Below are 25,868 nucleotides of genomic sequence, written 5' to 3' on the forward strand. Positions count from 1 at the left end.
TAAAGATGTTGTAATCATTTTTGTTTGATTTCTATCCAAACCAACGATATATGCCATATACGAAGCACCTCCGATACCAAATATTGTATCATTATTATAACATATATCATAATCGTTAGACAGTCTGACGTACGGGTCTCGTATACGGCTCTACAATTTATATTCCAGCTTTTACCAAGTAACCGGATAAGGGATTGAGCAGACCAGCTCCATCTTTTATCCTATTTTCAAGTAGTTCTTTACTAATGATGAAATTCACTACGTTCATTCCACTTCTTCTGTACCAACCAAGCCTTGAATTTACGACCTTGAAAATCTCTTCATGGCCAATCCCGTTGCGATTCTTCCGATTTAGATAACACAGGTTTCTGTTGATGGTTTTCGGCTTTTTCCATTGTTTCATGACTATAACCCTTATTTTGTGTCTTAGCCATTGCCCAAACTCTTCCATAAACTGCTTCATCATTCCGATTCTAAAATAATTTATCCAAACTCTTACAATCTCATTTACTCGTTTGATTGTAACTGCCAGAGGCCTTGCTATTGCCTTTCCTCTTTTCAGATATTCACTCAACTTCTTTTTTTAACATACACACTTGAATGTCGCACAACGGCAGTATTCCAAACTTCCAGTGTGCAAACAAGTTTCTGTCACGATCCGCAACCTCTCCAAGCCAATGTTCTGCTTTTCTTCTTGCTCCACGTTTCTTGTACTTTCCGCGCACCCACTTTACCAGACACCCGTTGATTTACCTTAGCACATTATATATCTCTGATTTGTAAAAATGAGTGTAATAGTTAATCCATCCCTGTATCCAAACCTTTTTCGACCATACCATTACTGGTACCAACTTGTGGTTCACTACACTTGGCGGTAAATACCCGTGACTGGACTTTCACCAGTAAGATTAGCGCCATGCTCGGCACACATAAACAAAATAAAACAGGCTTACCGAACTACATCTAAGTAAGCCTGTTCTGTATATATGAATTATTTTGTATTAAATCAAACTATACTTTTTGACTATCTCTTTATAAGTTCTTATATGCCGGTATAGCCTGTATTTACAGGCTTTCCGGCATTTATCATATCGGAAGATGTTCTCAAATATTCTTATATCCCCTCATGTTTCTGCGTTCAAAGGTAGTAGAAAGAGTAGTAAAACCTCTATTTACTACTATGCAATCAGCCGTTCCATTTCCGCTAATGCACTGTCAGAAGTGGCATGAGCATAATAGTTCAACGTCATGTTGATGTTGGAATGCCCCATGATATACTGTAATGCTTTCGGGTTCATTCCGGCGTTTGCTAAATTGGTACAGAACGTATGACGTAAGGTGTGCGGCGTAGTCACGTTCGGTAATGCTTCCTCATGGCAAGTAACGAATATGGCATTCCAAAAGGCACTGTTTCTACCTGGATTAAGAATCTTGCACCTGTTGCAGTATCTGAGACAGAGACTATTTCATTAAAGGAATATAAGGCTCTTCAAAAAAAGATGAAAGAGCTTGAAATTGAAAATGAAATATTAAAGTGAGATTTTCCTGTAGCGGAGTGTACAATAGCTTCTCCATATGTAACCACTCCGGCTCCTCCCATTGCCTTTTCTTCCAGATAAGCAATCATCTCCGGGGTAAAATGACCATTCAAGTCAATCATACTCGGACTTGTTGGAGCACAGATAATTCTGTTTTTCATTATTGTAAGCGAAACCTTCCCGTTCCCGTCATACAGTTTTCTGACAGACAAAGCCGCTATGTAGCCTTCATAATGCTTTAGCACCGCGTTTATCGCTTAAATGTCACCTTCCGACGCCGCCCGGATTATCTGGAAGGACGGCAGATCAAACGCCTTATTCTTTTTGTTCCTGCTCATTTTGGTATTCCTCCATCATTCTTTTCATCAGCTCCAGCGAGCGTTTCCGATGCTCATAGACGGTACTTTTCACAAGTTTCATCGATCTGGCGATCTCTGTATCGCTCATATCCATGAAATAAGAAAGCAGCACTACCTCCCGCTTTTTTTCAGAAAGCGACTGTATCGCCTCCGCAAGCAGGGCGTCTTTCACTTCGATATCGTATCCAAGCGCCTGGAAACGCTTATTTTCTACTGCATACTCGTCTACAGTAAAAAGCCTGCCCTGCTCCTTCTGCGAAAGTTCCGACAATAACACTTCATGTTTCTGCAGATATGCCGTATGCCTGTAATAATCAACGGCTTCGCCTTTTAACGCCAGCCTGCATATCTGGTCAAACTGCTTTCTGATTGTCAGTTCAGCATTGGAAGAAGATTTCCTCATAAGAGTTTACCTCCTTCCCCCTTCCACCAGAACATGGATGAAGTTTCTATTTCCCTTTCATCCACTATCCCGAATGGGTGATGCCCAATGTTCGGTTCGGGAAGAAAATTTTTTAATAATTATTAAAATTTTTTTATATGTGTAAAATGCGCCCGGACGGGCCGCTGCATCCCCGTTCCGGCTGTCACAGTAACGCTCCGCAGGGATTTCCAGCTCCCGCGCTTTCTTTTGCTGGCATTCCTTATTTCCTATCAGAAACAGGTTCTCAATGCCATGCCGATGGTTCCCAGGCCGCATACCGCAGCCGTATCCTCCTGCATGACGGGGATCCTGCACATGGCGTGTAGCGCCGCCATGGTATCCCGGTGAAGATACGTATCCGGGAAGGTAGTAAGGCCAAGGCCTTTTGTCACCTCGCCGCTGATTCCGGCAGAATTGTCATAGGTACATTGAAAATCCTTCATCTCAGCCAATGTTCATTCCTCCTTCCTTTCGGCATACATCCTTTCCTTGCCCCTCTCCCGTAAATTGCGGCAGCATTCATAAACGCAATCATATTTTCTTTCGAGGTACCTACCGGGGTCGTACATCCTGGACACAGGTTATAACCGCAGGGATTATCCGCCGCCTGCTCAATGCAGGATCTGACATTTTCTGCAATCTCTTCTGCCGTTCCGTCCCGCAGCACCTCCACCGGCACTACGTTACCGCTGATTGCCACCCTGTCCCCATATGATTCCTTTAATTCCTTTAAGCTCTCACAATTATCCACCCAGAAACCGCTGACTCCGGCATTTACCACCTCTTCCCAGCGGTCTTTCGTATTCCCGCAGATATGGATAGACGTAGCGCCCTGGAATTCATTCAGTTTTTTTACCGTCTGCTTGAGATACGGAAGGAAGAATTCATTAAACTGCTTTTTGCTCAGAAGATTGCGTGCCGCCATCGGCTCTGATAACATAAACCCGATTCCCAGTTTGTGGTTTAAATCCTTACAGCACTTTACAATACAATCTGTACTATATTGCAGCAGACGATGTGCTCCTTCTTTATTTTTAACGGTGGCCTTAAGAAATCTCTCCGTCCCGATCAGGCTTGCCGCTGTTGTCAGCGGTCCCGCAAGCCCGCTTCCTAAGCCCCTCTCCTCGCCAAACCGCTGCTGCAGCCGTTCAAATGCCTCCGTAATGATTGGAAAACGTCCGTCTTTTTCCACATTCACCAGTTCCATATTCTCGACATCTTCAAACGATTTTAAGGCCGGTTCCAGGATATAAGATACATTCTTTCTTGGATACTCAAGCTTTGTGCCCAAGGCTTCTACCAGAGTCCTAAGCCCAAGCCCGATTCCCATGTTGTCTGCCTGGAAATCGTTCGCCAGCGCTGTCTCAACCTCTACCATCGCATCGGCTGAAAAATAATAATCCCGGATATCTATCCCATACAGAGGCGGCGCAGTCTCACTGACGCTTAGAGACGTCGGTATCCGGTCTACCTCTTCTCCTCTGGCATAGGCAAGCTTCCGCTCCTTCGGGGTCATTTCCAATCTGATCAATTCCATACTATCATTCCTTTCTCCGTCAACCTTCTGACCTTCACTTCATTTCCCACAGGAATCCGGTTTCCTTTTTACCTTCACAGACGGACATTCCCGCATATCCGCCTGTGAAGATACAAAGAATATAGAAAAGGGCAGGCAACAAGTGTCTGCCCTGCCTGTATTTTATTCCCAGCAAGGAATCTGTGTCCCGGCTTTTTCGGTCTTAAAATATTCTGCCAGTTCATCGCACTGTACAACTTCTGCAATCTCTTTTGCCCACTCTGCGTCTTTGTCTTCGCTTCTGACAGCAAATCCAACCGCATACACATCATTATCATCAGACTGGCACAGATATCCTTCTGCGGAAAGTCCGGCATTTACCATATGTCCGGCCGCAAGGCAGATCGCGTCCGCATCGCCTAATGACTGCGGGAGCACAGACATCTCAGCCTCTATAAATTCAAAGTTGTGAGGATTCTCTTTTACGTCATACATTGTCGGCACTTCTACAGAATCATCCAGCTTAATGAGCCCCTGCGACTGAAGCATATTCAGTCCGCGCGCCTGATTGGTCGCATCGTTGCAGAGTCCGATCGTCGCTCCGTCCGGAAGATCATCTATAGAATCCCATTTATCTGAATACATAGCGAACAACGGATAGAATGTCTTTGGCTCGATTATGACAAGATCCGTTCCATTCTCTGCATTGTAACTCTCCAGGTATGGCCCATGCTGATACCAGTTCATATCAAGGCTTCCTTCTGCAAGCGCAACATCAGGCTGTACACTGTCGTCGAATACACTCTCTTCAATCTTATATCCGAGTCCTTCCATCTTATCCCTGACAGACTCCAACTGGTTGACCATATCTGCACGGATCCCTATCTTGATCACGTCTTTTTTCTCTGCGGAATCTTTGCCTTCTTCCGTACCGCTCCCCGACTCGCTCTTTGTTTCGCTTCCTGATTCAGACTTTCCACATCCTGCCAGCATAACGCCTGCCATAGCTACGGCAAGAATTGTACATAAAAATTTTCTCTTCATAATTGCCTCCTGCTCTTAATGCATTTATCTAAAAACGGGCTTTTCACCCGCTTTTATCCTTTGATATTTATTTTAATTTCTTGTAAATCCAGTCTCCAAAATACTGAATAATAGCTACCAGGATGATCAATATCAGACAAATGGAGTACATGATCTCCTGATTAAAATTCTGATAGCCATATGTAAGGGCAACCGCACCAAGGCCTCCCGCACCGACTGCTCCTGCCATAGCCGTGGCTCCCAACAGATTGATGATCGCCAGACATAAACCAGAGATAATAGACGGGACGGATTCCTTTAACATTACCTTGAATACAATCTGCCATTTTGACGCCCCAAAGGACTGCGCAGCTTCAATAAGTGCCGGGTCAACCTCCTTAAAACTGTTCTGGAAGATACGCGCCATAAACGGAGTACATGCCACGGTAAGCGGCACAAGCGCCGCCGTATCTCCGATGGAACTTCCGACAATCAGCCTTGTAAACGGGATAATTGAAACCATCAAGATGATAAACGGGAATGACCGGATCGTATTTACGATAAAATCTAATATCCTGTTCAACACAATATTCTCATATAATCCGCCTTTTTCCGTCACGATCAAAACCACTCCAAAAACAAATCCAAATATCGTTGACAGAATCCCCGATATCAAAAGCATTTTCAATGTATTAAAAAATGCCGGAACAATGATCATCTGACAGATCTGTGCAAACGTAAAGTTCTTCAATGACATTATGCTTCTCCTCCCTTCTTCTCATCTGTAAGGTCAGTCATCTCCCGCCAGTTGAGCTCATGCTCATCCAGATACTGTGTAACCATCTCAAGATGCGCATCGTCTACATTGATCACAAAAATTCCCATACTGTCATTCTGGTATTCCTGTATCTTTCCGTCCAGGATTGGGAAGACATAATCTAACTCCTTGGACATCTTGCCGAACAGCTCTCCGTCGCGGATATCATTTACCATATGTGCAATCTGTATGTTATGCCCGCGCGGCGGAAGATGAATCTCTTCTTCTCCGAGAAGCCTCCGCAGAGACAATGGCTGCTTGATGAAGATATCCCTCACCGTTCCCTCATCCGCGATCCGTCCCTGTTCCAGGATGCAGGCCTTATTACAGGCTTTTCTCACCACTTCCATCTGATGCGTCACGATTACGATTGTGATACCGATTTTCTGATTGATCTCCAGCAAAAGCTCCAGGATCGAATTCGTCGTCTTCGGGTCTAACGCTGACGTCGCCTCGTCGCAGAGAAGGATCTTCGGATCCATGGTAAGCGCTCTTGCAATCGCCACTCTCTGCTTCTGTCCCCCGCTTAAGTTCTTTGGCTTGGCGTTCATCTTATCCGTCAAACCCACCAGCTCCAACAATTCCTTTACCTTCTTATCCGTCTCCTCTTTTGAATATTTCCAGCACTGCATGGGAAGTGCAATGTTCTGGCATACCGTCTCCCTCTCCAGAAGAGAAAAATGCTGGAATATCATGCCAACACGTCTGCGGAATTCCCTCAATTCCTTATCCTTTAGATCCTTGATCTCACATCCGTCCACGGTAAGGCTTCCGCCCTGATATGAAGTCAATCCATTGATACACCGAAGCAGTGTTGATTTGCCTGCCCCGCTGCGTCCTACCAACGCATAAATATCCCCGTCTTCAATCGTCAGATTGATATCTTCGAGAACACTGCTTTTGTCATCTTCCCATATTTTCTTCAGATTTTTTATCTCAATCAATTTTTCTCCTCCTCGTAAAATACGCTTTTCTTATTTAAATAAAAATTAATCATGATTTCATCATCTACAATTCCAATATTTTCTTTATACATTGTGCACTGCGCACAACATATTAGATGTAGTCTATAAATGTGCTTTATATATATGTGCTTTATATATATGTTTTTTCTATAAATATATCAGCAAGAAAATACCCTTCTTATGATGGGTAAATATTACAAACTAATGTGTTTCGAGCATTTCAATAAATGCAGACATCCTTGTATTCAATTGTCCGACATCTCCTTGGGAATAGTCAGTGACGACATCATTATATGGTATATGCTTCTCTTCATTCACAAAATTACTTACACTGATCGACTACATATGTACGGAATGGCATCCGGCCAGAATCATCTCCACAACACCGTCCACCTGGAACTAATCTATCATTCTCCCCAGAAGCTCAATCCGATTGTCGTTAGGAGTCATGATGGCACACCCAATGTAGAAGTATTTCCTCGCGATCGTCCCGTAGATATCCGGGTCATCTTCATCTACTAATTTATCGATCACATTCGCGCCGGTGCAATCCTCAAATGCCACAACCACACCGCCGTTATCTTCTATCGCCCTTACTATCTTCACAGAGTCCCCTCCGATGGGACATCCCGTAACCAGAATCCGCGGCCGCCTCTTCTGACCGGCATCCGGTTTGTATTCATCCAGAATCCGATCTGTCAACCGATTGATATCTTCTGCAGCCTGCTCCTTATCTAACCGATACTTACTTCCATACAGAACATTGAGCAGATCCATCCCATAATCGGAACCGGATCGAACTTCATGACCTCGTACAGCCTTTTTAATGCACTTCTCCGCCGATTCTCCACCCGAATAGCCCGCTTGACATCATCATCTGTTATCACGACCTGGAACTTCTCTTCCAGATAATCTTTCAGACGTATGATCTCCTCCCGCCAAAGCCTTAATCCTTTCTCAGATTGTATATTCGGAAGCTCCATAATACTGAAGCCTTCCGTATTTCCCTTGACCACAATCTCTTTAATGGCTTTCGATCCCTCTTCCTCTTCAATCAACACAGACGTTTCCAACACCTCTTCTTTCTGAGATTCTATATATCGCGCTATAAGCCTTAGAAGCATCTCGCTTCGCATATCCCAGTAATCATCTGAGGCAGAAAGTATCTTTTCCCCGATATCTACAGCCACGATCCTGGTATCGGTACATGCTGCTATATCACATATCATCTTCTCAATCGTGCCTTCGTTCCACAACATCTCGGATACTTTTATTATATTCAGAAAAAAATCCCTGTCCAATCGTTAATGCCGATAATCGTATTCAACTTATAGTTGTTATCAATCCCAGTGCATCATTGCCGGATACAATATTCCTCTATTATACATTCGTGAATCTTTTCCTTTTTCTTATAATTAATCCCCACCAATAATATATTCCCCGTATACCCCTGAATCCATGAAGTATATTCTTGACTTTTAATCTGGTCAATGGCACCTCTGACCGATTTGTCCCATTTCAACTCCACCACTCTCATTATTGTAAAATGGGTGTAGTTATATCCAGTTCAGGAGTTACGAGTTCAGAAATTGCAGCAGCATCTCCAGCTTCAGCCTTGCGATCCGGTCATCCAGCGACACATCCAGAAGCTCCTTCACTTTGTCGATCCTTTTACGGATCGTATTGATATGGACGTACATCTTCTCTGCCGTAATGCTGAAATTCATGTTATTCTCCAGATACACTTTCAATGTTTTCAAAGGCTCCCTGTTCCTCTCATCCTGCAAAAGCAACCGCCTTTCTGGTTTGCCACTGCGATCACTCTGCACATATTACTATCCTCCTGATTCTCTGAGTTATTTTTCTGTTCTTTCCACTTCCGCATATACACGGAAATATTTGTTTGTTCCTTTGTTTGCAAACGGTTCCGATACATCCTTTACATCCACGCCTTCATGACGCTCCAAAAGCCGCCAGAACCAGTGACGCTCTTTCTTTGTCCCCTGCATCCTGATTTTAAGCATATAAATCCTCCATATCCATGTAAAAACAGTATTCCGGATAACGGATTTTCACAGCCTCCCCAAAATGTCTGGCATAGCCGCAGCAGAATAAATCTTCCACCGTATAGAAACGGAACTCCTTCAGTTGTTCCTCCACATCCTCCGTATCAAAGACACTTGGCGTTCCATTACAATAGAGGTTAAACGCCATCCGTACAATTTTTGCACTGCCGCTGGTCTGCCAGCCTTCCCGCAGGCACATCCTGATTTAAAATCATAAATCCTGTCCACATTTACCCTTGTATCCCGGTCAATCCCCAGGCAGTACACCAACGTTTGCTTTTCCTCCAATCTTCATTTTGCTTTGACCAAAACAAAAAAGGACACTTCCCTAAAATTTCTTTTAGAAAAATGTCCTTAAAATGCTTACCGTATTAAGTTGGCTCATGTCCTAATCAACACATTATCAGGCATTATCCCGCATTATGCGCTGCAATTTTGTTGCAAAATCTGAACTGAAGTACCGCAAACCCGCATAAAATGGGCATTTATTTGTCCAAAGTTTTCATCGTGGGGAACAGCAGCACATCCCGGATTGCAGCCGCGTCGGTCAACAGCATGCACATCCGGTCAATTCCAAATCCGATGCCTCCGGTAGGCGGCATGCCGATCTCCAGCGCATTGAGGAAGTCCTCATCTGTGGTGTTGGCTTCTTCATCGCCCTGCGCCAGCAGCTCTTCCTGTGCCTTAAAGCGCTCTCTCTGGTCGAGCGGGTCGTTGAGCTCGGAATAGGCATTCGCCATCTCCCATCCGTTCATGAAGAATTCAAATCGTTCTACGTATTCCGGATTCTCCGGCTTCTTCTTCGTGAGTGGTGATATCTCAATCGGATGGTCCATAACGAATGTCGGCCGGATGAGATGCTCTTCTGCAAATTCCTCGAAGAACAGGCTCAGGATATCTCCCTTCTTATGCCTGTCCTCATATTCCACATGATGCCTGTCAGCTAGTGCTCTGGCTTCCTCCAATGTCTGTACGTCGTTCCAGTCCACTCCGGCATACTTTTTCACTGCATCTGTCATCGTGATTCTCTCGAACGGCTTGCCGAGATCCATCTCTACACCATCGTACACGATTGTCGTGGTGCCAAGCACCTCCTGCGCCACATGGCGGTAAAGGTTCTCTGTAAGATCCATCATGCCGTTGTAATCGGTATATGCCTGATATAATTCCATGAGCGTAAACTCAGGATTGTGTCTCGTATCAAGCCCTTCGTTGCGGAATACACGTCCTATCTCATATACTTTCTCGAGCCCGCCCACGATAAGGCGCTTTAAGTAAAGTTCCAGGGAAATCCTCAGCTTGAAATCCTCGCCGAGCGCGTTAAAATGCGTCTCAAACGGTCTTGCCGCCGCCCCTCCGGCATTGCTTACGAGCATTGGCGTCTCAACTTCCAGAAATCCCTGTCCATCCAGGTATCTCCTGATAGCACTTATAATATGGGAACGCTTGATAAAAGTATCCCTTACTTCAGGATTCATGATCAGATCCACATATCTCTGACGGTAACGTATATCCGTATTCGTAAGCCCGTGGAACTTCTCAGGGAGAATCTGGAGGCTCTTGGAAAGAAGCTTTACTGCAGATGCATGTATGGATATCTCCCCGGTCTTTGTCTTAAACACTTCGCCTTCTACGCCAACGATGTCCCCGATGTCGAGCTTCTTGAATTCCCTGTACGCCTCTTCTCCCAGGCTGTCCCTTGCCACATATGACTGGATGCCGCCGCTCTGGTCGAGCACATTGCAGAAAGAAGCCTTGCCCATGACACGCTTCTGCATCACACGTCCTGCCACAGATACGTGCTTCCCTTCCATCTCATCATAGTGTTCCCTTATATCTGCGGCATGGGCAGTCGCCTCATAGCGCATTACCTGATAAGGATCCTTCCCATTATCTTGAAGCTCTTTTAATTTTTCCCGGCGGACCTTCCTTAACTGGTTGATATCCGGCTCCTGTACATTTCCCTGCTGTTTGGACACGTTACCCTCTCCTTTCGATTGAACAGGTCTCCTATGTTCTACATGGAACGGCTGATTTCAAGAATCTTATATGCCATCTCGCCTGCCTGCGTCTCTACCTTCACGGTCTCTCCTACCTTCTTACCCATCAGAGCCTGGCCTACCGGCGATTCATTGGATATCTTTCCTTCCAGGCTGTTAGCCTCCGTAGAACCTACTATTTTAAATTCCATCTCTTCATCAAAAGTCTTATCGAATACCTTCACAGCACAGCCGACATTAATCTTATCGAAATCCACTTCATCTTCTACTACGACTTCCGCATTCTTCAATATGCCTTCCAGCTCTTCGATACGGGCCTCGATATCGCGCTGCTCATCCTTGGCCGCATCGTACTCTGCATTCTCAGACAAATCGCCCTGCTCCCTTGCCTCTTTGATTTTGCCTGCTACTTCCTTCCGCTTTACAACCTTCAAATTCTCAAGTTCATCCTCCAGTGCCTTCAGGCCTGCATAAGTAAGTAATTTTTTCTTTGCTTCCATGTCTCTCTTCTCCTTAATATACACAGATTTCTGTCTCTATTCTTTCACAGGTCTTCCTACTCCGCTGTCTGTATCGAAAAGATACTTTCACAATTTCATTATTATACATAATCAGCCGCCTAATGTCAATCATTTTTCGATACGAGAATTTATCTTACGTTTTACAGAAAAGCCCCGCCTCACATATTGGTTAAGTATATGTAGGACAAGGCTCTTTTATTATCTCAATTTTATCCAGCAATCCGGTCTGCAAGCAGATGTTCCAGCTCTTCATATGACTCTACGCTGTTAATCTGTGCCCTCAGTTTTGATGATCCCTTCATCCCCTTCGTATACCATGCCACATGCTTTCTCATCTCCCGGATTCCGAGATAATCTCCCTTATATTCCATCTGCATACGGGCATGCGCAAGCATTGTCTGCCTTACTTCTTCTGCGGTAGGGCGCGGCGGATATCCACCATGTATGGCATGCTCTCTTAATTCCCTGAAAATCCACGGGTTTCCCTGCGCCGCCCTGCCTATCATCACCATGTCGCATCCGGTCTGTTCCTGCATGGCTGCCGCCGACTCGGCCGATACCACGTCACCGTTCCCGATGACAGGGATGGAGACAGCTTCCTTTACCCTCCGGATAATATCCCAGTCTGCCTTGCCGGAATAGTATTGTTCTCTCGTCCTGCCGTGTACGGCCACCGCTGCGGCGCCTGCCTCTTCAATGACCTTTGCAATCTCTACTGCATTGGCATGCTCCTCGTCAAACCCTTTCCTGATTTTCACCGTAACCGGTTTACTTATGGCTTTTACCGTCTTATTCACGATGTCATACACAAGGTCCGGCTCTTTCATCAGTGCAGAGCCTTCTCCGTTCTTGACCACTTTCGGTACCGGACATCCCATGTTGATATCCAGTATCTGAAACGGAAGCTCTTCGACCTGCTTCGCAATCTCACTCATGATGTAAGGGTCGGAGCCAAACAGCTGCAGCGACACCGGATATTCTTCCGGGTGGATGGCAAGCAGCAGCTTTGTATTTTTATTCTTGTACTGCAGCGCTTTGGCACTGACCATCTCCATGCAGAGCAGCCCTGCCCCCTGCTCCTTGCACAGCAGACGAAATGGCAGGTCGGTAACCCCTGCCATAGGCGCCAGAATGTATGGATTTTCAAGCTCAACGTTTCCTATTTTTTTCATATATAATCCTCAGTCCTTTTAGCGTCAGCTGTGAATCATAGATATCAATCACGTCCGTCTCCGCCGCTATCAGCTTCCCAAGGCCTCCTGTTGCCACGACCTTGGCATCTGCGTAGCCGGATTCTTCCTTGATCTTATTGACGATATACTCCGTCTGCCCGATCTGTCCATATACGAGCCCGGCCTGCATGCTGGTAATGGTCTCTTTTGCCATGATGGAGTCCGGTTTTTTTATCTCAATTGCCGGAAGCATCGCAGCCTCACCCCAGAGCGCCTGCGCCGACGTACGGATGCCGGGGGCTGTGATGCCGGCCTCGAATGTCCCGTCCACTCCCACTACGTCATATGTAGTGGCCGTCCCGAAGTCAAGGACGATAACCGGGCCGCCGTGCAGCGTATAAGCCGCCACCGCGTCTACGATTCTGTCGGGGCCTACCTGTCTCGGATTCTCGGTCACGATCCGTATCCCTGTCTTGATCCCCGCCGATACTACGACAGGTTTTATGCCAAAGTATTTGATAATAGAACTTCCAAGCGAATGCATAATGTCAGGCACGACAGAAGCGATGATGACCGCACTGATATCTGCGCTTAAAATCCCCTGGCGTTCTACCAGCTCTTTCAGCGTGATTCCATACTCATCTGAGGTGCGCGGCAGTTTGGTAGTCATGCGGAACGTTCCAAGCAGCTCATCCTCCTTAAATACTCCAAGCGTTATATTCGTGTTTCCTACATCTATAACAAGTAACATATCAGCCTCCTATACTTCTTCTCCAAGGAAAAATACACGGTAGTAGAGCTGCAGGGCAGCGAGCAGTTCCTGTTTTTCCTTCTGAAGCTCCTTGATCTTCAGCTGGCTTCCTATCTCATCAAACATAGGGTCGCCTTCTTCGCTCGTCACTTCAAAGCAGAGTCCGCCGTCCTCTTCATAGACAAGTGTAAGAATCCCGCCCACATCATTTACATACAGCACGCACATGATCTTCAGCTCGTCCTTTATGGAACCTGGCAGCTGTTCAAAATCAGGGTTCAGATAATATTTTTCCTCGTAAGAATTGGCTCCGCAGAGCACCACTTTATTCTCATACATATCCATATACTCCTCTTACAGATACTTCACCGGCATATATCGCCTTCTCCTTGCCGTCTGCCGTCATGACGACCAGCTCTCCTGTATCGTTGATTCCGGACGCCACCGCCTCATATTCATTGCCCGGCTCGAGGATCCGCACCTCTTTACGGCAGTTGACAAGCAGCCGGTTATAGGGATCCTTCAGCCTAGACAGGTCTTCCGTCTCCATAAACATCTCATAGTTCTTCTCATACCGTTCCACGATGCTGGCAGCCAGCTGCGCGCGGCGCAGCTTAACTCCACCTTCTATATATAGAGAGGTAGCCGTTCTGGCAATGTCCTCCGGAAAGCTGTCTGCATTCACATTGACTCCGGCGCCGGTCACCACATAGTTGATATAATCGATCTCCGCACTCATCTCCGTCAGGATGCCGCACACCTTCTTCCCGTTTACCACGATATCGTTCGGCCATTTTATCTGAGCAGGAAGCCCTGTCTCGCCCATAATCCCCTCCGCAACGCTCAGCGCCATGACGAGCGTCAGCATGGGAGCTTTCGATGGCAGGAATTGCGGCTTAAGCAGTATAGTCATATAGATGCTTGTGCCCGGCGGTGACGTCCATCTTCTTCCCCGCCTGCCTTTTCCTGCCGTCTGACGGTCTGCGACGACGAGCGTACCATGAACGGCACCCTTTTCCCCGAGTGCCTTGGCCTGTATGTTCGTGGAATCGGTCTCCTTGGCATATACGACCGTCTTTCCTGCCCATCGTGTATCAATCAGGCTCTCCAGCTCCGCCTGTCCCATCACGTCTGGACTTTCTATGAGGCGGTACCCTTTGTTGCGCACCGCCTCTATCTCATAGCCTTCTTTCTTCAGTTGGTCTATCACTTTCCAGACGGCTGTCCGTGACACGCCAAAGCTGTCACAGAGCTGCTGCCCGGACACATACCCTCCGCTTTCACGGAGCACTTTCAGAATCTCTGTCTTCATTCCTGTCTCCTAGATGTTCCCAAGCGTAGCCACCATGACCGCTTTGATCGTATGCAGACGGTTCTCTGCCTCGTCAAATACGACAGATGCCTCGTCTTCAAAGACGTCTTCCGTCACTTCCTTGCCTTTGACTGCAGGCAGGCAGTGCATGAATATCGTACTGTCCTTCTTCGTCCTCGCCATCATCTCTTTGTTGATCTGATATGGGCGGAGCATCTCGATCCTCTCGGCAGCCTTGTCCTCCTCGCCCATAGATGCCCATACATCTGTATATAAGACATCGGCGCCTTCCACGTCATCCAAGTCATCAGTAATCGTGATGGAGGCTCCCGACTCATCGGCATACTTCCTGCACAGGTCTGTCAGCTCATCTGTCGGCCATAAGGCTTTCGGCGCCACATTGATAAAGTCCACGCCTACTTTGGCACATCCTATCATAAGGCTGTTAGCCATATTATTGCGGCCGTCTCCAAGGTAGGCAAACTTAAGCCCCTTCAGATATCCGAAATGTTCTCTCATCGTAAGAAGGTCAGCCAGAATCTGCGTCGGATGATAGTCATCCGTCAGCCCGTTCCAGACCGGTACGCCGCTGTACTTTGCAAGCGCCTCCACATGGTCCTGCCTGAAGCCGCGGAATTCAATTCCGTCAAACATGCGCCCGAGCACACGTGCCGTATCTTCGATGCTCTCCTTATGTCCAAGCTGGATTTCATTACCGGAAAGATACGTCGGATTGCCGCCTTCATCTGCCGCCCCTACCGTGAATGCACAGCGTGTCCTCGTAGACGGCTTCTCGAATATAAGCGCTATGTTCTTGCCCTTAAGGCTGTTTCCCGTGATTCCTTCCTTCTTCTTTTCCTTCAGGTCCGCTGCCAGATCAAGCAGGTACATGATTTCTTCCGGCGTAAAATCCTTCAGTGTCAAAAAACTTCTTCCTTTTAAATTCATCTTACGTTCCTCTCTTAATCCTGTTAGTATATGAACAAAACGTGGCAGATGGAGCTTGTCACTTAAGATTTCATATTTACTATATACAATATCATATAATTGGTCCACTGTGTATATCTGATATTTCGGAACATGCAGCAATTTTGCCGCCGCCTCCAGCATACCCATGAACAGCTCTTTGTCAGAGTGTCCTAGGGATATCTTAAGTGCAAATGCGATCTCTGCCTTTTCGATCTCCTTTATCCCACTCATCAGCTCTTCATAATACAGGCCGTCGTGCGTCTGTTCCACATAATAGATGAACCCTTCCAGACCGTACAGCATCCGTTTCGCATCATAGTATCCGATCATCATATTCTGACGGCTTCTCTTTCCGGAAAATTCTATAATGCTGCCTAGCTTGACACGGGGGCCTATCTCATACTTTACACCTGTGTCCGGCATCTTTACCCTGGGTTCCCTTCCCGGTCCGTAGATACGTACTTCTATAATGTTTTCATATCCCCTTTTGACAAGAGAGCTTAGCGGGACATTATTGATCACGCCTCCGTCGATATACTTCTTGCCGTGCAGGCGCTCATTTTTGAAGCCTATCAGATAGGCGCTGGCAAGCAGAAATTCCTCCAGCATCCCCTCCGGGATATCTTCCACGCTCAGGTCCAGCTCCTTGAAATCGGACACTGAAAATGTCAGCAGGCAGAATTCAATGCTGCTCTTCCTTATCTTCTTCTCATCTATGCTCTCATGGATCAGCTTTTTCAGCGGCGTGATATCAATACCGCCGTCTTTCAGGCGGCTCCATCCCTCATTCAGAAATTCCCGTATCGTCGTTTCTTTCCGGAAGAGACGTTCCATCCATTCGTCATCCACAGCCATCACATTAGAGAAGGTCATCTTGCTCCATATATTTTCGGCCTTTTCCACATTACCCATGCAAACGAGGGCGCCATTTAATGCGCCCACGGATGTTCCTGCCACTGCATTCAGCTTCACGCCGGCTTCCCTGAGAGCCTTCCAGGCACCTATCTGGTACGCACCCCTTGCGCCGCCTCCGTCAAATACAAGGCCATATTCTACTGTTAAATCAATGATGGGTTTCAACTCCATCACGCCCTTTCATACTACGCCTCTGTCCCGTCTTTCTGTCCAACCTCTGCCAGCGACTTTACAAGCCCTGCGATGCTCTGTATCTCTGAAGGTATGATAATCTTTGTCGCCTTGCCGTCTGCGGCCCTTTCAAAAGCCTCGAGGCTCTTGAGTGTCAGCACTGCTTCATCGGCGCCGGCCTCCTTCAGGAATTCAATACCATTCGCATTCGCCTGCTGTACTTTCAAGATGGCTTCCGCTTCACCTTCCGCCTCGCGGATCATCGCCTCTTTCTTCGCCTCCGCACGCAGGATTGCCGCCTGCTTCTCCGCCTCTGCATCCAGGATCGCAGACTCCTTATGGCCCTCTGCCACAAGAATGGTAGACTTCTTCTCACCTTCCGCACGCAGGATTGCCTCACGTCGTTCACGCTCTGCCTTCATCTGCTTCTCCATTGCATCCTGGATCGCGGACGGCGGAATGATATTCTTAAGTTCCACACGGTTGACTTTGATACCCCATGGGTCTGTCGCCACATCGAGAGAAGAACGCATCTTCGTGTTGATCGTCTCTCTTGATGTAAGTGTCTGGTCCAGCTCCAGATCGCCGATGATATTTCTCAGCGTGGTGGCCGTCAGATTCTCGATCGCCATAATCGGATTCGCCACTCCGTAGCAGAAGAGCTTCGGGTCTGTAATCTGATAGAACACGACCGTATCGATCCTCATCGTGACATTATCCTTTGTAATAACCGGCTGCGGCGCAAAGTCCACCACCTGTTCTTTCATGTCTACTTTTCTTGCCACCCGGTCTACGATCGGCAGCTTCACATGGAGTCCGGTCCCCCATGTCGCCTGATATGCGCCAAGTCTCTCGATGACAAGCGCCTGCGCCTGCCTTACGATCCTGATACAGGATATCAGAACCAGGACGACAACGACTATTACTATGATACCTATGATTTTACCAACTAACGCTCCCACTATGCCTTCTCCTCTCTTGCTCTTACTATGAGCTTCACTCCTTGTATTCCATCAATCACAACTACTGTATTCTTTTCAATGCGGCCGTCAGGCTCATCTGTCTTAGCCGACCACTCCTGTCCGTTTATCTCGACTCTTCCCTTAGACTGGAGTGTATCGATATCCTCCAGAACCAGTGCCTGCTGCCCGATCAGGCTCTCCGCATTGGTCTTCTGACGCTCCTTGTTAAAATATTTGACCGCGATGGGTCTCGTAACAATCAGAAGAATCACGGACACTACCACAAATACGATCATCTGCACTATCGTGCCAAATCCCAGCACACCGGCCACAAATGCTATGAGCGCGCCGCCTGCGAACCATATGGTCGTCAGACCCATGGTAAGGATCTCTATAATCAACAGAATTACAAATAATACCAACCAATACATCGTCTGCATATGCTGTCCTCTCTTTTCTTGTAATAGTATTCCTCAAGTCTATCTTACTATACTTCTGTCTATAAAGCAATTACTGTTGCCGTCTCTGCCTCGCCGCCTCAAACATGAGCACCGCGGAAGCTATGGCCGCATTCAGCGATTCCACCTGACCTTCCATAGGAATGCGGATATAAGAATCCGCCATCGCGGCAATCTCCTCTCTGAGCCCATTGCCTTCATTTCCGATAAAAAATGCACACGGATTCGTATAATCGGGTTCATCATAAGAAAGCATCCCGTCAAGATGCGCCGCATATGTATGGATACCTCTTTCCTTCATCCACCGCACGGCCCCGGCAATATCCTCTGTCCGGTATAACGGCATCCGATAGACAGACCCCATCGTAGACCGGATCGTCTTTGGATGATGCACGTCTACGCAATCGCTGCTCATGATGATTCCTGTCACCCCGGCACCTTCCGCCGTCCGGATGACGGTTCCCATGTTGCCGGGATCCTGCAGATTGTCAAGGACAAGAACATGCGCCCGCTCTCCGCCTGCCACCTGTGCAAGCGTATACATCTTCTGCCGTACGACGCAGAGGACGCCCTGGGGCGTCTTCGTGTCAGAAACATAGGCATAGACCTGATCAGACAATATCTCCGTCCGGATACGGCTCCCTCCCAGCACACGGCCGACTGTACTGCCTTCCTTATTGTAGAAGGAATCCGACACATATACTTCGGCAAGCCGGCCGGCCGGAACTTCCCGGAACATCCGGATCCCTTCCACAAGGAAGACGCCTTCTTCATCTCTGGCCTTCCTCTTTTTTTTAAGATTAACAAGCCGTTTTACCTTCTGGTTTCCTGTACTTGTAATCATCGCATCCCGCCCTTATCCTTTCCGAAAGTTCTCCAGTGCCTCGTTGGCGCCGACCAGAATCAATACCATGTCCTGGCCAAGCGGCCTGTTCGGGTCCGGATTCACCTCTACCTTATCACCTGTCACTACGCCTACTACGCTCACATCATGGGAGCGTCTCACATCCAGCTCCTGCAGGCTCTTTCCGCTCCAGCTATCTGGTACGGCCACCTCGGTGATACTGTACTCCGGAGACAGCGCGATCCAGTCTGCAAAATTCGTGGATACAAGATTTTTCGCAATCCGCTCTCCCGTCTCACGTTCCGGGAATACGACCGCGTCAGCTCCGAGCTTCCGCAGTATCTTCGCGTGCATTTCATTTCTTGCCTTGGCAAGCACATATGGCACGCCGAGCTCCTTGGATATGATGGTAGCCATTACGCTGGCCTCCATGTCTTCCGAGACTGCTATGATAACCCCGTCCAGATTCCGCGCCCCAAGGGAACGTATGACCTCCTGGTCCTGCATATCCGCCTGTATCGCATAAGACACGTCGTCTGCAATCTCCTGGATACGCTCCATCCTGTTATCTACCACGACGACCTCGCAGCCAAGGTTCTGCAGCGTGACCGCCACGCTGGAACCGAAGCTTCCTAGTCCAAATACTGCATATTGTTTCTTCATCTCTACCTCCTAACCTACCATGATCCGCCGCTCTGGCAGCCTGCGTATCTTATCTCTCGGATGCACCTTTCCGCCGAACAGGAGTGCCAGCGTAATCGGCCCGAGCCGTCCAAGATACATCATCGCCATGATGACCGCCTGGCTCGCCCTGCTCAGATGTGGCGTCAGATCTGCAGTCAGCCCTACCGTTCCGATTGCGGAGGACGCCTCGTACAAGATCCCGATGAACGGGACATCTTCCGGTTCTATCACCGTGATTGCGGTCACGCCGGCCAGGAACGCCGCGAACGCCACCAGCACGACGAAAAAGCCGGTGCGTATATTCGCGTTGTCAATTCTCCGGCCGAAGCATTCCGTATCCCGTCCACCCCTTACAAAGGTGATGCAGGCTATCACGAGCATCGCCACTGTCGTCGTCTTCACGCCTCCCGCCGTACCGCCCGGAGACCCTCCGATAAACATAAGGATGCAGCAGATCAGCTTGGACTCCGTATAGAGCCCTCCCTGTGATATCGTGGCAAACCCGGCTGTCCTCGTAGTGACCGACTGGAACATGGAGGCCATGACCTTCTCTCCTATGCTCATGTTTCCAATCGTGTCCGGGTTATTATATTCCATGCCCAGTACCGCGACGGTACCTGACACGAGCAGGACAGCCGTCGTAACTATTGCTATCTTGGAATGAAGCGCCAGGCGGGTAAACCACCATTTCCGCGGCACTTCATTTTTAAAAATCTTTTTGCTGTTGGTGATGACATCCGTCCATACCGTGAATCCGATACCGCTCAATATGATAAGCAGCATGGTCGTTATGTTGATGACTGGATTCGTCACATATTCCATCAGGCTGCTGTCGCCGAGTATATCTATACCTGCATTGCAGAACGCAGACACGGCATGGAAGACAGAATACCAGATCCCTTTTGCTACTCCAAACTCTGGGATGAACTGTACCGCATACAGCACCGCCCCTGCGGCTTCTACGATGAGCGTTCCGATGATGGCCCGCCTGACCATCCCTACCATCCCGCCGAGCCGGTCCATATTGTAAGATTCCTGGATTACGACCCGTTCCCGCACGGTAATCTTCTTTTTTAAAATCAGGAAAAAAGCCGTGGCACAGGCAATGACACCCAGCCCTCCAATCTGGATCAGAAGCAGCAGTATCACCTTCCCAAGCAGCGTAAACTGTACCGCAGGGGTTATCGTCACGAGGCCGGTAACGCAGACTGCGGTCGTGGACGTAAACAAAGCATCCATAAATGCAATGGGTTTTTCGTTGCATATAGGTAGCCACAGAAGTATCCCTCCAAGCAGAATCACTCCGAGAAAACCGAGCGTCAGCAGCTGCATCGTGTTCCACCTGATATTCTTCTTGTGCTCGCTCATGGACCTTCCCTCTCTTCGCTGTCAGATAATACCATTCATATACTACAATGGCCCTAAATATGTCCTGTTATACTTTGAAGCGGTAGCCCACGCCCCAGATCGTCTCGATATACTGCGGGTTAGAGGTGTCCATCTCCACTTTTTCACGGATCTTCTTGATATGCACGGTGACGGTCGCGATATCACCTATGGACTCCATATCCCATATCTCCCGGAAAAGCTCCTCTTTCGTATATACGTGGTTCGGATGGCTTGCCAGAAAAGTAAGCAGGTCGAATTCTTTCGTCGTGAATGTCCTCTCTTCACCGTTCACCCATACACGCCTTGCCGTCGTGTCTATCTTGAGCCCCCGAATCTCGATGATGTTGTTCACCTCAGCCGCACTTCCCGTCAGACGGTCATACCGTGCCAGATGTGCCTTCACCCTTGCCACAAGCTCGCTTGGGCTGAATGGTTTGGTCATATAGTCGTCGGCCCCGAGTCCAAGCCCTCTGATCTTATCAATGTCGTCCTTCTTGGCGGATACCATGATAATCGGAGTATTCTTGACATTCCTCACCTGACGGCATATATCGAACCCGTCTATGCCCGGAAGCATCAGATCCAGGATAAACAGATCATAGTCCTCTTCCAGCGCCTTCTTAAGGCCAAGTTCACCGTCATTGGCTACCTGCACATGGAATCCGCTCAGCTCCAGATAATCTTTTTCCAGATCCGCAATTGTCTCTTCATCTTCCACTATCAATATTTTATTCATGAATCGGTACCTCCTGATATTTTCTGAGCACGAAGTACATGGTCGTTCCGGTGTCCTCCCGGCTTGTGGCCCATATCTTCCCCCCATGCTCCTCTATGATTTTCTTGACGATCGACAGCCCTATGCCGCTCCCCCCCTTCGAGGAATTCCTCGAAGCATCGGTCCGGTAGAACCGGTCAAATATATTCGGCAGGTCCTTGGCCGCGATTCCCTTTCCATTGTCCTCGATTTCCGCCTGTATAAAGTCGCCTACATCCTTGACCCTGAGATTGATCTTTCCCTTTGATTTGTCCATATACTTCAGGGAATTGTTGACAATGTTGTGTATCACCCGCTTGATCTGCTCTGCGTCCGCGATGACCTGTACGCCTGGCGACACATAGTTGAAGTATCCAAATTCCACATTTTTAGACTCCATCTCAAGCGACAGGTCCTCCGCGCAGTCGTTGAAATATTCGTTCACGGACAATGTGTTGAAATTGTACGGGATCCTGTTCGTGTCTATCTTGGAGTACAGCGTCAGCTCGTTGATGAGCAGATCCATCTCATTGGCTTTATTATATATCGTCCTGATATATTTATCCATCTTCTCAGGCGTGTCCGCCACCCCGTCCATGATTCCTTCCGCATATCCTTTGATTGCCGTCACGGGCGTCTTCAGGTCGTGGGAAATGTTGCTGATAAGCTCCTTGCTTTCTTTATCGGATTCTACCTTCTCCTCCGCATTGTCTTTCAGACGCCTTCTCATCTCTTCCAGATCCCGGCACAGCCGTCCAAGCTCATCGTCAGACTCCGGCCTCAGTTCAAAGTCCAGGTTGCCCTCCTTGATGTTCTGGGCCGCATTCTGCATCTTGCCAAGAGGCTGCATCACCGCGCGGTATATCCAGAATATAAGAAGCAGCGCTGTCAGCACGAGCACGATTAGTATGCCCATCCCCAGGTCTACGATAAACTCCTGCACTTCCGGTATCATATTGCTGACATCCGTTATAATAAAGGCACTCCCCTGTTCGCCGTCCTCATATAAGTAATCCACCTGTTTGACAAGCGCCTGTGCCTCGCCGCCCAGATACACCCCGTTCTCAGATGTGTTGCCTGATTCCCCGTACTGCGGCAGCTGAGGAATCACATGGTTCACATTGTCGATGTCTGTGCCCATATATATGATCGTGGTGCCCTTGCGCACAAGCAGGTATGCCTTTTTCTTCTCCAGCTTTTTATTAAACTTCTCCAGACATGTGGCATCCTCGAGCTGCTCCGGGTCTTCCTGCACCATCTCCTCCAGCTCATGGTAAGGCTTTTCTGTCAGGCGTGACAGTACCTGCATGGAATTGGCAAAGCTTTTCACTGTAGTTCCGGTTATTTCATAAGTCTTTTCTATAGAATTAATCTGATACCGGCTCAACCCGCAGACCATAAGAAACGTAAGCAGGACCGGAATCAGTATCACTGTCAAAAATGCTATTATAAGCCTCGTTTTTAGCTTCATAGTCATATCCTCCGTGCTTAAGTATAGCATGAAAAAGGGTGCTTCACACGAAAGCACCCATAAACTTTTATAAAATTTTTATAAATATGAGGACAATATCTCTGTTTTGTCAGTCTTTTCCCACGGCAGATCGATATCGGTCCTGCCAAAATGTCCGTAAGCCGCTGTCTGCTTATAAATCGGGCGTCTGAGGTCCAGCATCCTGATGATGCCCGCCGGACGGAGGTCAAAATTCTCACGGACAATCTCCACAAGCCTGTCGTCTGACAGCCTGCCTGTGCCAAATGTCTCAACCCTGACAGACGTCGGATGGGCCACGCCGATTGCGTAAGACAGCTGTATCTCGCATCTGCGGGCGAGTCCCGCAGCCACGATATTCTTAGCCGCATAGCGTGCCGCATAGGCCGCTGAACGGTCCACCTTCGTACAGTCTTTGCCTGAAAATGCCCCGCCACCGTGGCGTGCCATGCCGCCGTATGTGTCCACGATGATCTTCCTTCCCGTAAGGCCGCTGTCCCCGTGAGGGCCGCCGATTACGAATCTTCCGGTCGGATTGATGAAGAACTTTGTATCTTCATCTGTCATTTCTGCCGGTATCACCTCGTCGAACACATATTTCTTAATATCTTCATGTATCTGCTCCTGCGTCACATCCGGGTCATGCTGCGTAGACAGAACGACCGCCTCCAGCCTGACCGGAGCCCCTTTTTCATCGTACTCTACCGTCACCTGCGTCTTGCCGTCAGGTCTCAGATAGGAAAGCGTCCCGTCCTTCCTTACTTCTGTGAGCTTCTTGGACAGCTTGTGTGCAAGTGCTATCGGGTAAGGCATCAGCTCCGGCGTCTCATCCGTCGCGTACCCGAACATCATGCCCTGGTCTCCCGCCCCTATCGCCTCCAGTTCGGCATCTGACATCTTGTTTTCTTTCGCCTCCAGCGCCTTGTCTACCCCGAGTGCGATATCCGGCGACTGCTCATCAATGGCGGTGATCACGCCGCACGTCTCGCAGTCGAACCCATATTTCCCCCTTGTGTACCCGACTTCCCTGACCGTATCCCTCACGATCTTCTGGATGTCTACATATGCATTGGTCGTTATCTCTCCCATTACGAGTACAAGCCCTGTCGTCGTACTCGTCTCGCAGGCGACACGGCTCATCGGGTCTTGTTCCATAAGTGCATCCAGAATCGCATCGGATATCTGGTCGCACATCTTGTCCGGGTGCCCTTCTGTCACTGATTCTGATGTAAATAATCTCTTTTCCATATGTTCTCCTTTCTTAACTGCCGTTTCCGGCACTGTAAAACTTTCTCCCGATGGTCTCTGGCAATATGGAAACACGTTTCCTATTGTACAAAAAAACAATCCGCCATAAGCGGACTGTTTTATATTCATAAACCAATCCTCTTATTGTTCGAAAGACTCGCTCAGGTTGGCACCTTCCTTTACGGGGTTGCCGCAGCTTCACAGATCCTTTGTATCTCCACTGCTCTGAATAAGAGAAAGTTTTATTATTAACTTGTTGTTCAATAAGACTTTACAGCCTTTCACGCAAAATGTCAATACGCAATTCATTCCTGGCGGACCTGTATACGGTCCGTCGCGGCCATACCGATTACGCATATGCCGCCTGCGATGATAAAAGAAAGGCTGGTTCCAAGCCGCGTATCCTGGACTGCCGCCAGCAGATAAGGGCAGAGGATGGATACGACTCCGTATCCGAGCATGACCGCTCCGAAGTTCATCCCCTGGTACTTCATGCCAAAGCAGTCTGAAGTCAGTACGGGAAATACGCTGACAAACCCTCCATATGTAAGCGACACGAGTGATATGAGCAGTATGAACAGGCCGCCCCTTGCCACCGTGAGGCCGATGACTGATATCATGGCGGTTGCATACAATACCTGTATCACCGCCTTCCTTCCACAGAAGTCCGACATCCATGGCGCTGCAAAACGCCCTGCGATGTTAGCGGCTGAAGCGGCTACGACGCCTATCAGGGCTGCGCCATCCGTCAGTCCCCGCTCCATCCCGAGCGATTTCATCAGCGGATTGACGAGCACATACGCCGGTACTGCAAGGGCCATGGATATGCTCAAGAGATAGTAGGTCTTCGTCCGGAACAGTTCCTTTGTGGTATACTGCTTCCTCTGCACGATTTCCACCGCGCCGCCTTCCCCATGTCCGGCCGGCCTGGCATCCGGCTCTGAGATAAATATGCCGCCCAGGCTTAATACGGCATAGATTCCCGTCACGGCCAGCATTGCATACCTGTAGCCGTGGTTCGCAGGCAGCCAGTCACAGAAAGGGTTCATGACTACGCCGGAGATGCCGACGATTCCTACCGTTATCCCCGTCACCAGCCCCCTCTTGTCCGGAAACCACTGCTGCGGCACGGCTACGAGCATGCTGAACGCGCAGCCGGAACCGAGCCCCCCGAGCAGCCCATATCCGGCTGATATCACCCACGGCATTCCAACCGGCGCGACTGCCGCCAGAAAGAATCCGGTACACATCACGAAGCTTCCGCTAAGAATCGTCGCCCTGGCTCCGATCTTGTGCTGAAGGTATCCGCCTATCATATTGCCAACGGCAAAAATCCCTATGATTATCGTAAAAGGCTGGCTGGATGCCGCCAGGCTGAGATGGTACTCAGATCTGACATGGGGCTGGAACACCGTCCATATGTACGGGTTTCCATGTACAAAATTAACGATGGCTGCAATGAGCAGAACCATATAACGGTTCTTTATCTTCTTCATCTTTTTCCCCGCTTACCAAAATCAG

25 protein-coding genes, 5 pseudogenes and 1 riboswitch are annotated in these 25,868 nt (G+C 48.4%); of the genes and pseudogenes, 1 reads left to right on the forward strand and 29 read right to left on the reverse strand.

Annotation, left to right across the window (positions count from 1 at the left end; all coding sequences use genetic code 11):
* Positions 1–157 precede the first annotated feature (157 nt).
* Positions 158–574 (reverse strand): group II intron maturase-specific domain-containing protein, encoded by a 417-nt coding sequence (locus E1963_RS12385; protein ID WP_243117709.1) that lies wholly within the window; start codon positions 572–574, stop codon positions 158–160.
* A gap of 604 nt (positions 575–1,178) precedes the next feature.
* Positions 1,179–1,376, reverse strand: a pseudogene (locus E1963_RS12395) (tyrosine-type recombinase/integrase); the annotation flags it as partial.
* Between E1963_RS12395 and E1963_RS19760 the strand changes: the two are divergent.
* Entirely contained in the window at positions 1,374–1,538 is a 165-nt protein-coding gene (locus E1963_RS19760) for a hypothetical protein (protein WP_167482192.1), read from the forward strand. The pseudogene E1963_RS12395 and the gene E1963_RS19760 overlap by 3 nt on opposite strands.
* A gap of 176 nt (positions 1,539–1,714) precedes the next feature.
* On the opposite strand, the pseudogene E1963_RS23515 reads toward E1963_RS19760, so the two are convergent.
* The 27 genes and pseudogenes from E1963_RS23515 to E1963_RS12535 all read right to left on the reverse strand — a co-directional run.
* A pseudogene (locus E1963_RS23515) lies at positions 1,715–1,783 on the reverse strand (helix-turn-helix domain-containing protein); the annotation flags it as partial.
* Positions 1,784–1,853: 70 nt separating this feature from the next.
* On the reverse strand, positions 1,854–2,300 hold the full coding sequence (locus tag E1963_RS12405) for an RNA polymerase sigma factor (RefSeq protein WP_132278410.1): 447 nt from the start codon (positions 2,298–2,300) through the stop codon (positions 1,854–1,856).
* Positions 2,301–2,551: 251 nt separating this feature from the next.
* Positions 2,552–2,773: a hypothetical protein gene (locus tag E1963_RS20160; RefSeq protein ID WP_201272036.1), complete on the reverse strand. Its 222-nt coding sequence runs from the start codon at positions 2,771–2,773 to the stop codon at positions 2,552–2,554.
* The gene (locus E1963_RS12420; RefSeq protein ID WP_132278412.1) at positions 2,761–3,858 is read right to left on the reverse strand and encodes a uroporphyrinogen decarboxylase family protein; all 1,098 of its coding nucleotides are present in this window, start codon (positions 3,856–3,858) and stop codon (positions 2,761–2,763) included. Before E1963_RS12420 ends, E1963_RS20160 begins: the two co-directional genes overlap by 13 nt.
* 162 nt (positions 3,859–4,020) lie before the next feature.
* On the reverse strand, positions 4,021–4,881 hold the full coding sequence (locus E1963_RS12425; protein ID WP_132278414.1) for a MetQ/NlpA family ABC transporter substrate-binding protein: 861 nt from the start codon (positions 4,879–4,881) through the stop codon (positions 4,021–4,023).
* Between the two features lie 67 nt (positions 4,882–4,948).
* On the reverse strand, positions 4,949–5,617 hold the full coding sequence (locus E1963_RS12430; protein WP_132278416.1) for a methionine ABC transporter permease: 669 nt from the start codon (positions 5,615–5,617) through the stop codon (positions 4,949–4,951).
* A complete protein-coding gene (locus E1963_RS12435) occupies positions 5,617–6,621 on the reverse strand; it encodes a methionine ABC transporter ATP-binding protein (protein ID WP_132278418.1) in 1,005 nt (334 codons plus the stop codon). The genes E1963_RS12430 and E1963_RS12435 overlap by 1 nt, the downstream gene beginning before the upstream one ends.
* 222 nt (positions 6,622–6,843) lie before the next feature.
* Positions 6,844–7,901 (reverse strand): annotated as a pseudogene (locus E1963_RS23115) (2-hydroxyacyl-CoA dehydratase).
* A gap of 315 nt (positions 7,902–8,216) precedes the next feature.
* Positions 8,217–8,471: a helix-turn-helix domain-containing protein gene (locus E1963_RS20685; RefSeq protein ID WP_243117710.1), complete on the reverse strand. Its 255-nt coding sequence runs from the start codon at positions 8,469–8,471 to the stop codon at positions 8,217–8,219.
* Positions 8,472–8,498: 27 nt separating this feature from the next.
* Positions 8,499–8,666, reverse strand: a complete 168-nt coding sequence (locus E1963_RS19765) for a hypothetical protein (RefSeq protein WP_167482193.1) — start codon at positions 8,664–8,666, stop codon at positions 8,499–8,501.
* Positions 8,659–8,984: pseudogene (locus tag E1963_RS12455) on the reverse strand (DUF6075 family protein); the annotation flags it as partial. The pseudogene E1963_RS12455 and the gene E1963_RS19765, both read right to left, overlap by 8 nt.
* Positions 8,985–9,205: 221 nt before the next feature.
* A pseudogene (lysS, locus tag E1963_RS12460) lies at positions 9,206–10,687 on the reverse strand (lysine--tRNA ligase); the annotation flags it as partial.
* Positions 10,688–10,725: 38 nt separating this feature from the next.
* Complete coding sequence (greA, locus tag E1963_RS12465; RefSeq protein ID WP_066580657.1) at positions 10,726–11,208, reverse strand: transcription elongation factor GreA; 483 nt, start codon at positions 11,206–11,208, stop codon at positions 10,726–10,728.
* A gap of 230 nt (positions 11,209–11,438) precedes the next feature.
* Positions 11,439–12,401 carry a tRNA dihydrouridine synthase DusB gene (dusB, locus tag E1963_RS12470; RefSeq protein WP_132278426.1) on the reverse strand — a complete coding sequence of 321 codons (963 nt, stop codon included), beginning with the start codon at positions 12,399–12,401 and terminating at the stop codon, positions 11,439–11,441.
* Positions 12,379–13,152, reverse strand: coding sequence for a type III pantothenate kinase (locus tag E1963_RS12475; protein WP_132278428.1), 774 nt, complete (start codon positions 13,150–13,152; stop codon positions 12,379–12,381). The genes dusB and E1963_RS12475 overlap by 23 nt, the downstream gene beginning before the upstream one ends.
* 9 nt (positions 13,153–13,161) lie before the next feature.
* Positions 13,162–13,491, reverse strand: coding sequence for a DUF6145 family protein (locus E1963_RS12480; RefSeq protein ID WP_066581886.1), 330 nt, complete (start codon positions 13,489–13,491; stop codon positions 13,162–13,164).
* Positions 13,484–14,464: a biotin--[acetyl-CoA-carboxylase] ligase gene (locus E1963_RS12485; RefSeq protein ID WP_132278430.1), complete on the reverse strand. Its 981-nt coding sequence runs from the start codon at positions 14,462–14,464 to the stop codon at positions 13,484–13,486. The genes E1963_RS12480 and E1963_RS12485 overlap by 8 nt, the downstream gene beginning before the upstream one ends.
* A gap of 9 nt (positions 14,465–14,473) precedes the next feature.
* Positions 14,474–16,519, reverse strand: coding sequence for an ornithine carbamoyltransferase (gene argF, locus E1963_RS22745; protein ID WP_132278432.1), 2,046 nt, complete (start codon positions 16,517–16,519; stop codon positions 14,474–14,476).
* Between the two features lie 14 nt (positions 16,520–16,533).
* A complete protein-coding gene (locus tag E1963_RS12495) occupies positions 16,534–17,481 on the reverse strand; it encodes an SPFH domain-containing protein (protein ID WP_330570817.1) in 948 nt (315 codons plus the stop codon).
* On the reverse strand, positions 17,481–17,921 hold the full coding sequence (locus tag E1963_RS12500) for an NfeD family protein (protein ID WP_132278436.1): 441 nt from the start codon (positions 17,919–17,921) through the stop codon (positions 17,481–17,483). The genes E1963_RS12495 and E1963_RS12500 overlap by 1 nt, the downstream gene beginning before the upstream one ends.
* 70 nt (positions 17,922–17,991) lie before the next feature.
* Positions 17,992–18,783 (reverse strand): TrmH family RNA methyltransferase, encoded by a 792-nt coding sequence (locus E1963_RS12505; RefSeq protein ID WP_132278438.1) that lies wholly within the window; start codon positions 18,781–18,783, stop codon positions 17,992–17,994.
* Between the two features lie 12 nt (positions 18,784–18,795).
* Complete coding sequence (locus E1963_RS12510) at positions 18,796–19,446, reverse strand: potassium channel family protein (protein WP_132278440.1); 651 nt, start codon at positions 19,444–19,446, stop codon at positions 18,796–18,798.
* 9 nt (positions 19,447–19,455) lie between these two features.
* Entirely contained in the window at positions 19,456–20,835 is a 1,380-nt protein-coding gene (locus E1963_RS12515; protein WP_132278442.1) for a TrkH family potassium uptake protein, read from the reverse strand.
* Between the two features lie 67 nt (positions 20,836–20,902).
* Complete coding sequence (locus E1963_RS12520) at positions 20,903–21,592, reverse strand: response regulator transcription factor (RefSeq protein ID WP_066580675.1); 690 nt, start codon at positions 21,590–21,592, stop codon at positions 20,903–20,905.
* Positions 21,585–23,081, reverse strand: a complete 1,497-nt coding sequence (locus tag E1963_RS12525) for a sensor histidine kinase (protein ID WP_132278444.1) — start codon at positions 23,079–23,081, stop codon at positions 21,585–21,587. The genes E1963_RS12520 and E1963_RS12525 overlap by 8 nt, the downstream gene beginning before the upstream one ends.
* Before the next feature lie 78 nt (positions 23,082–23,159).
* Positions 23,160–24,347, reverse strand: coding sequence for a methionine adenosyltransferase (metK, locus tag E1963_RS12530; protein ID WP_132278446.1), 1,188 nt, complete (start codon positions 24,345–24,347; stop codon positions 23,160–23,162).
* Positions 24,348–24,485: 138 nt separating this feature from the next.
* Positions 24,486–24,583, reverse strand: a riboswitch (SAM riboswitch).
* Between the two features lie 69 nt (positions 24,584–24,652).
* Complete coding sequence (locus E1963_RS12535) at positions 24,653–25,843, reverse strand: MFS transporter (protein WP_132278448.1); 1,191 nt, start codon at positions 25,841–25,843, stop codon at positions 24,653–24,655.
* Positions 25,844–25,868 lie beyond the last annotated feature (25 nt).

It is taken from the genome of Extibacter muris (assembly GCF_004345005.1).
Lineage (GTDB): Bacteria > Bacillota > Clostridia > Lachnospirales > Lachnospiraceae > Extibacter > Extibacter muris.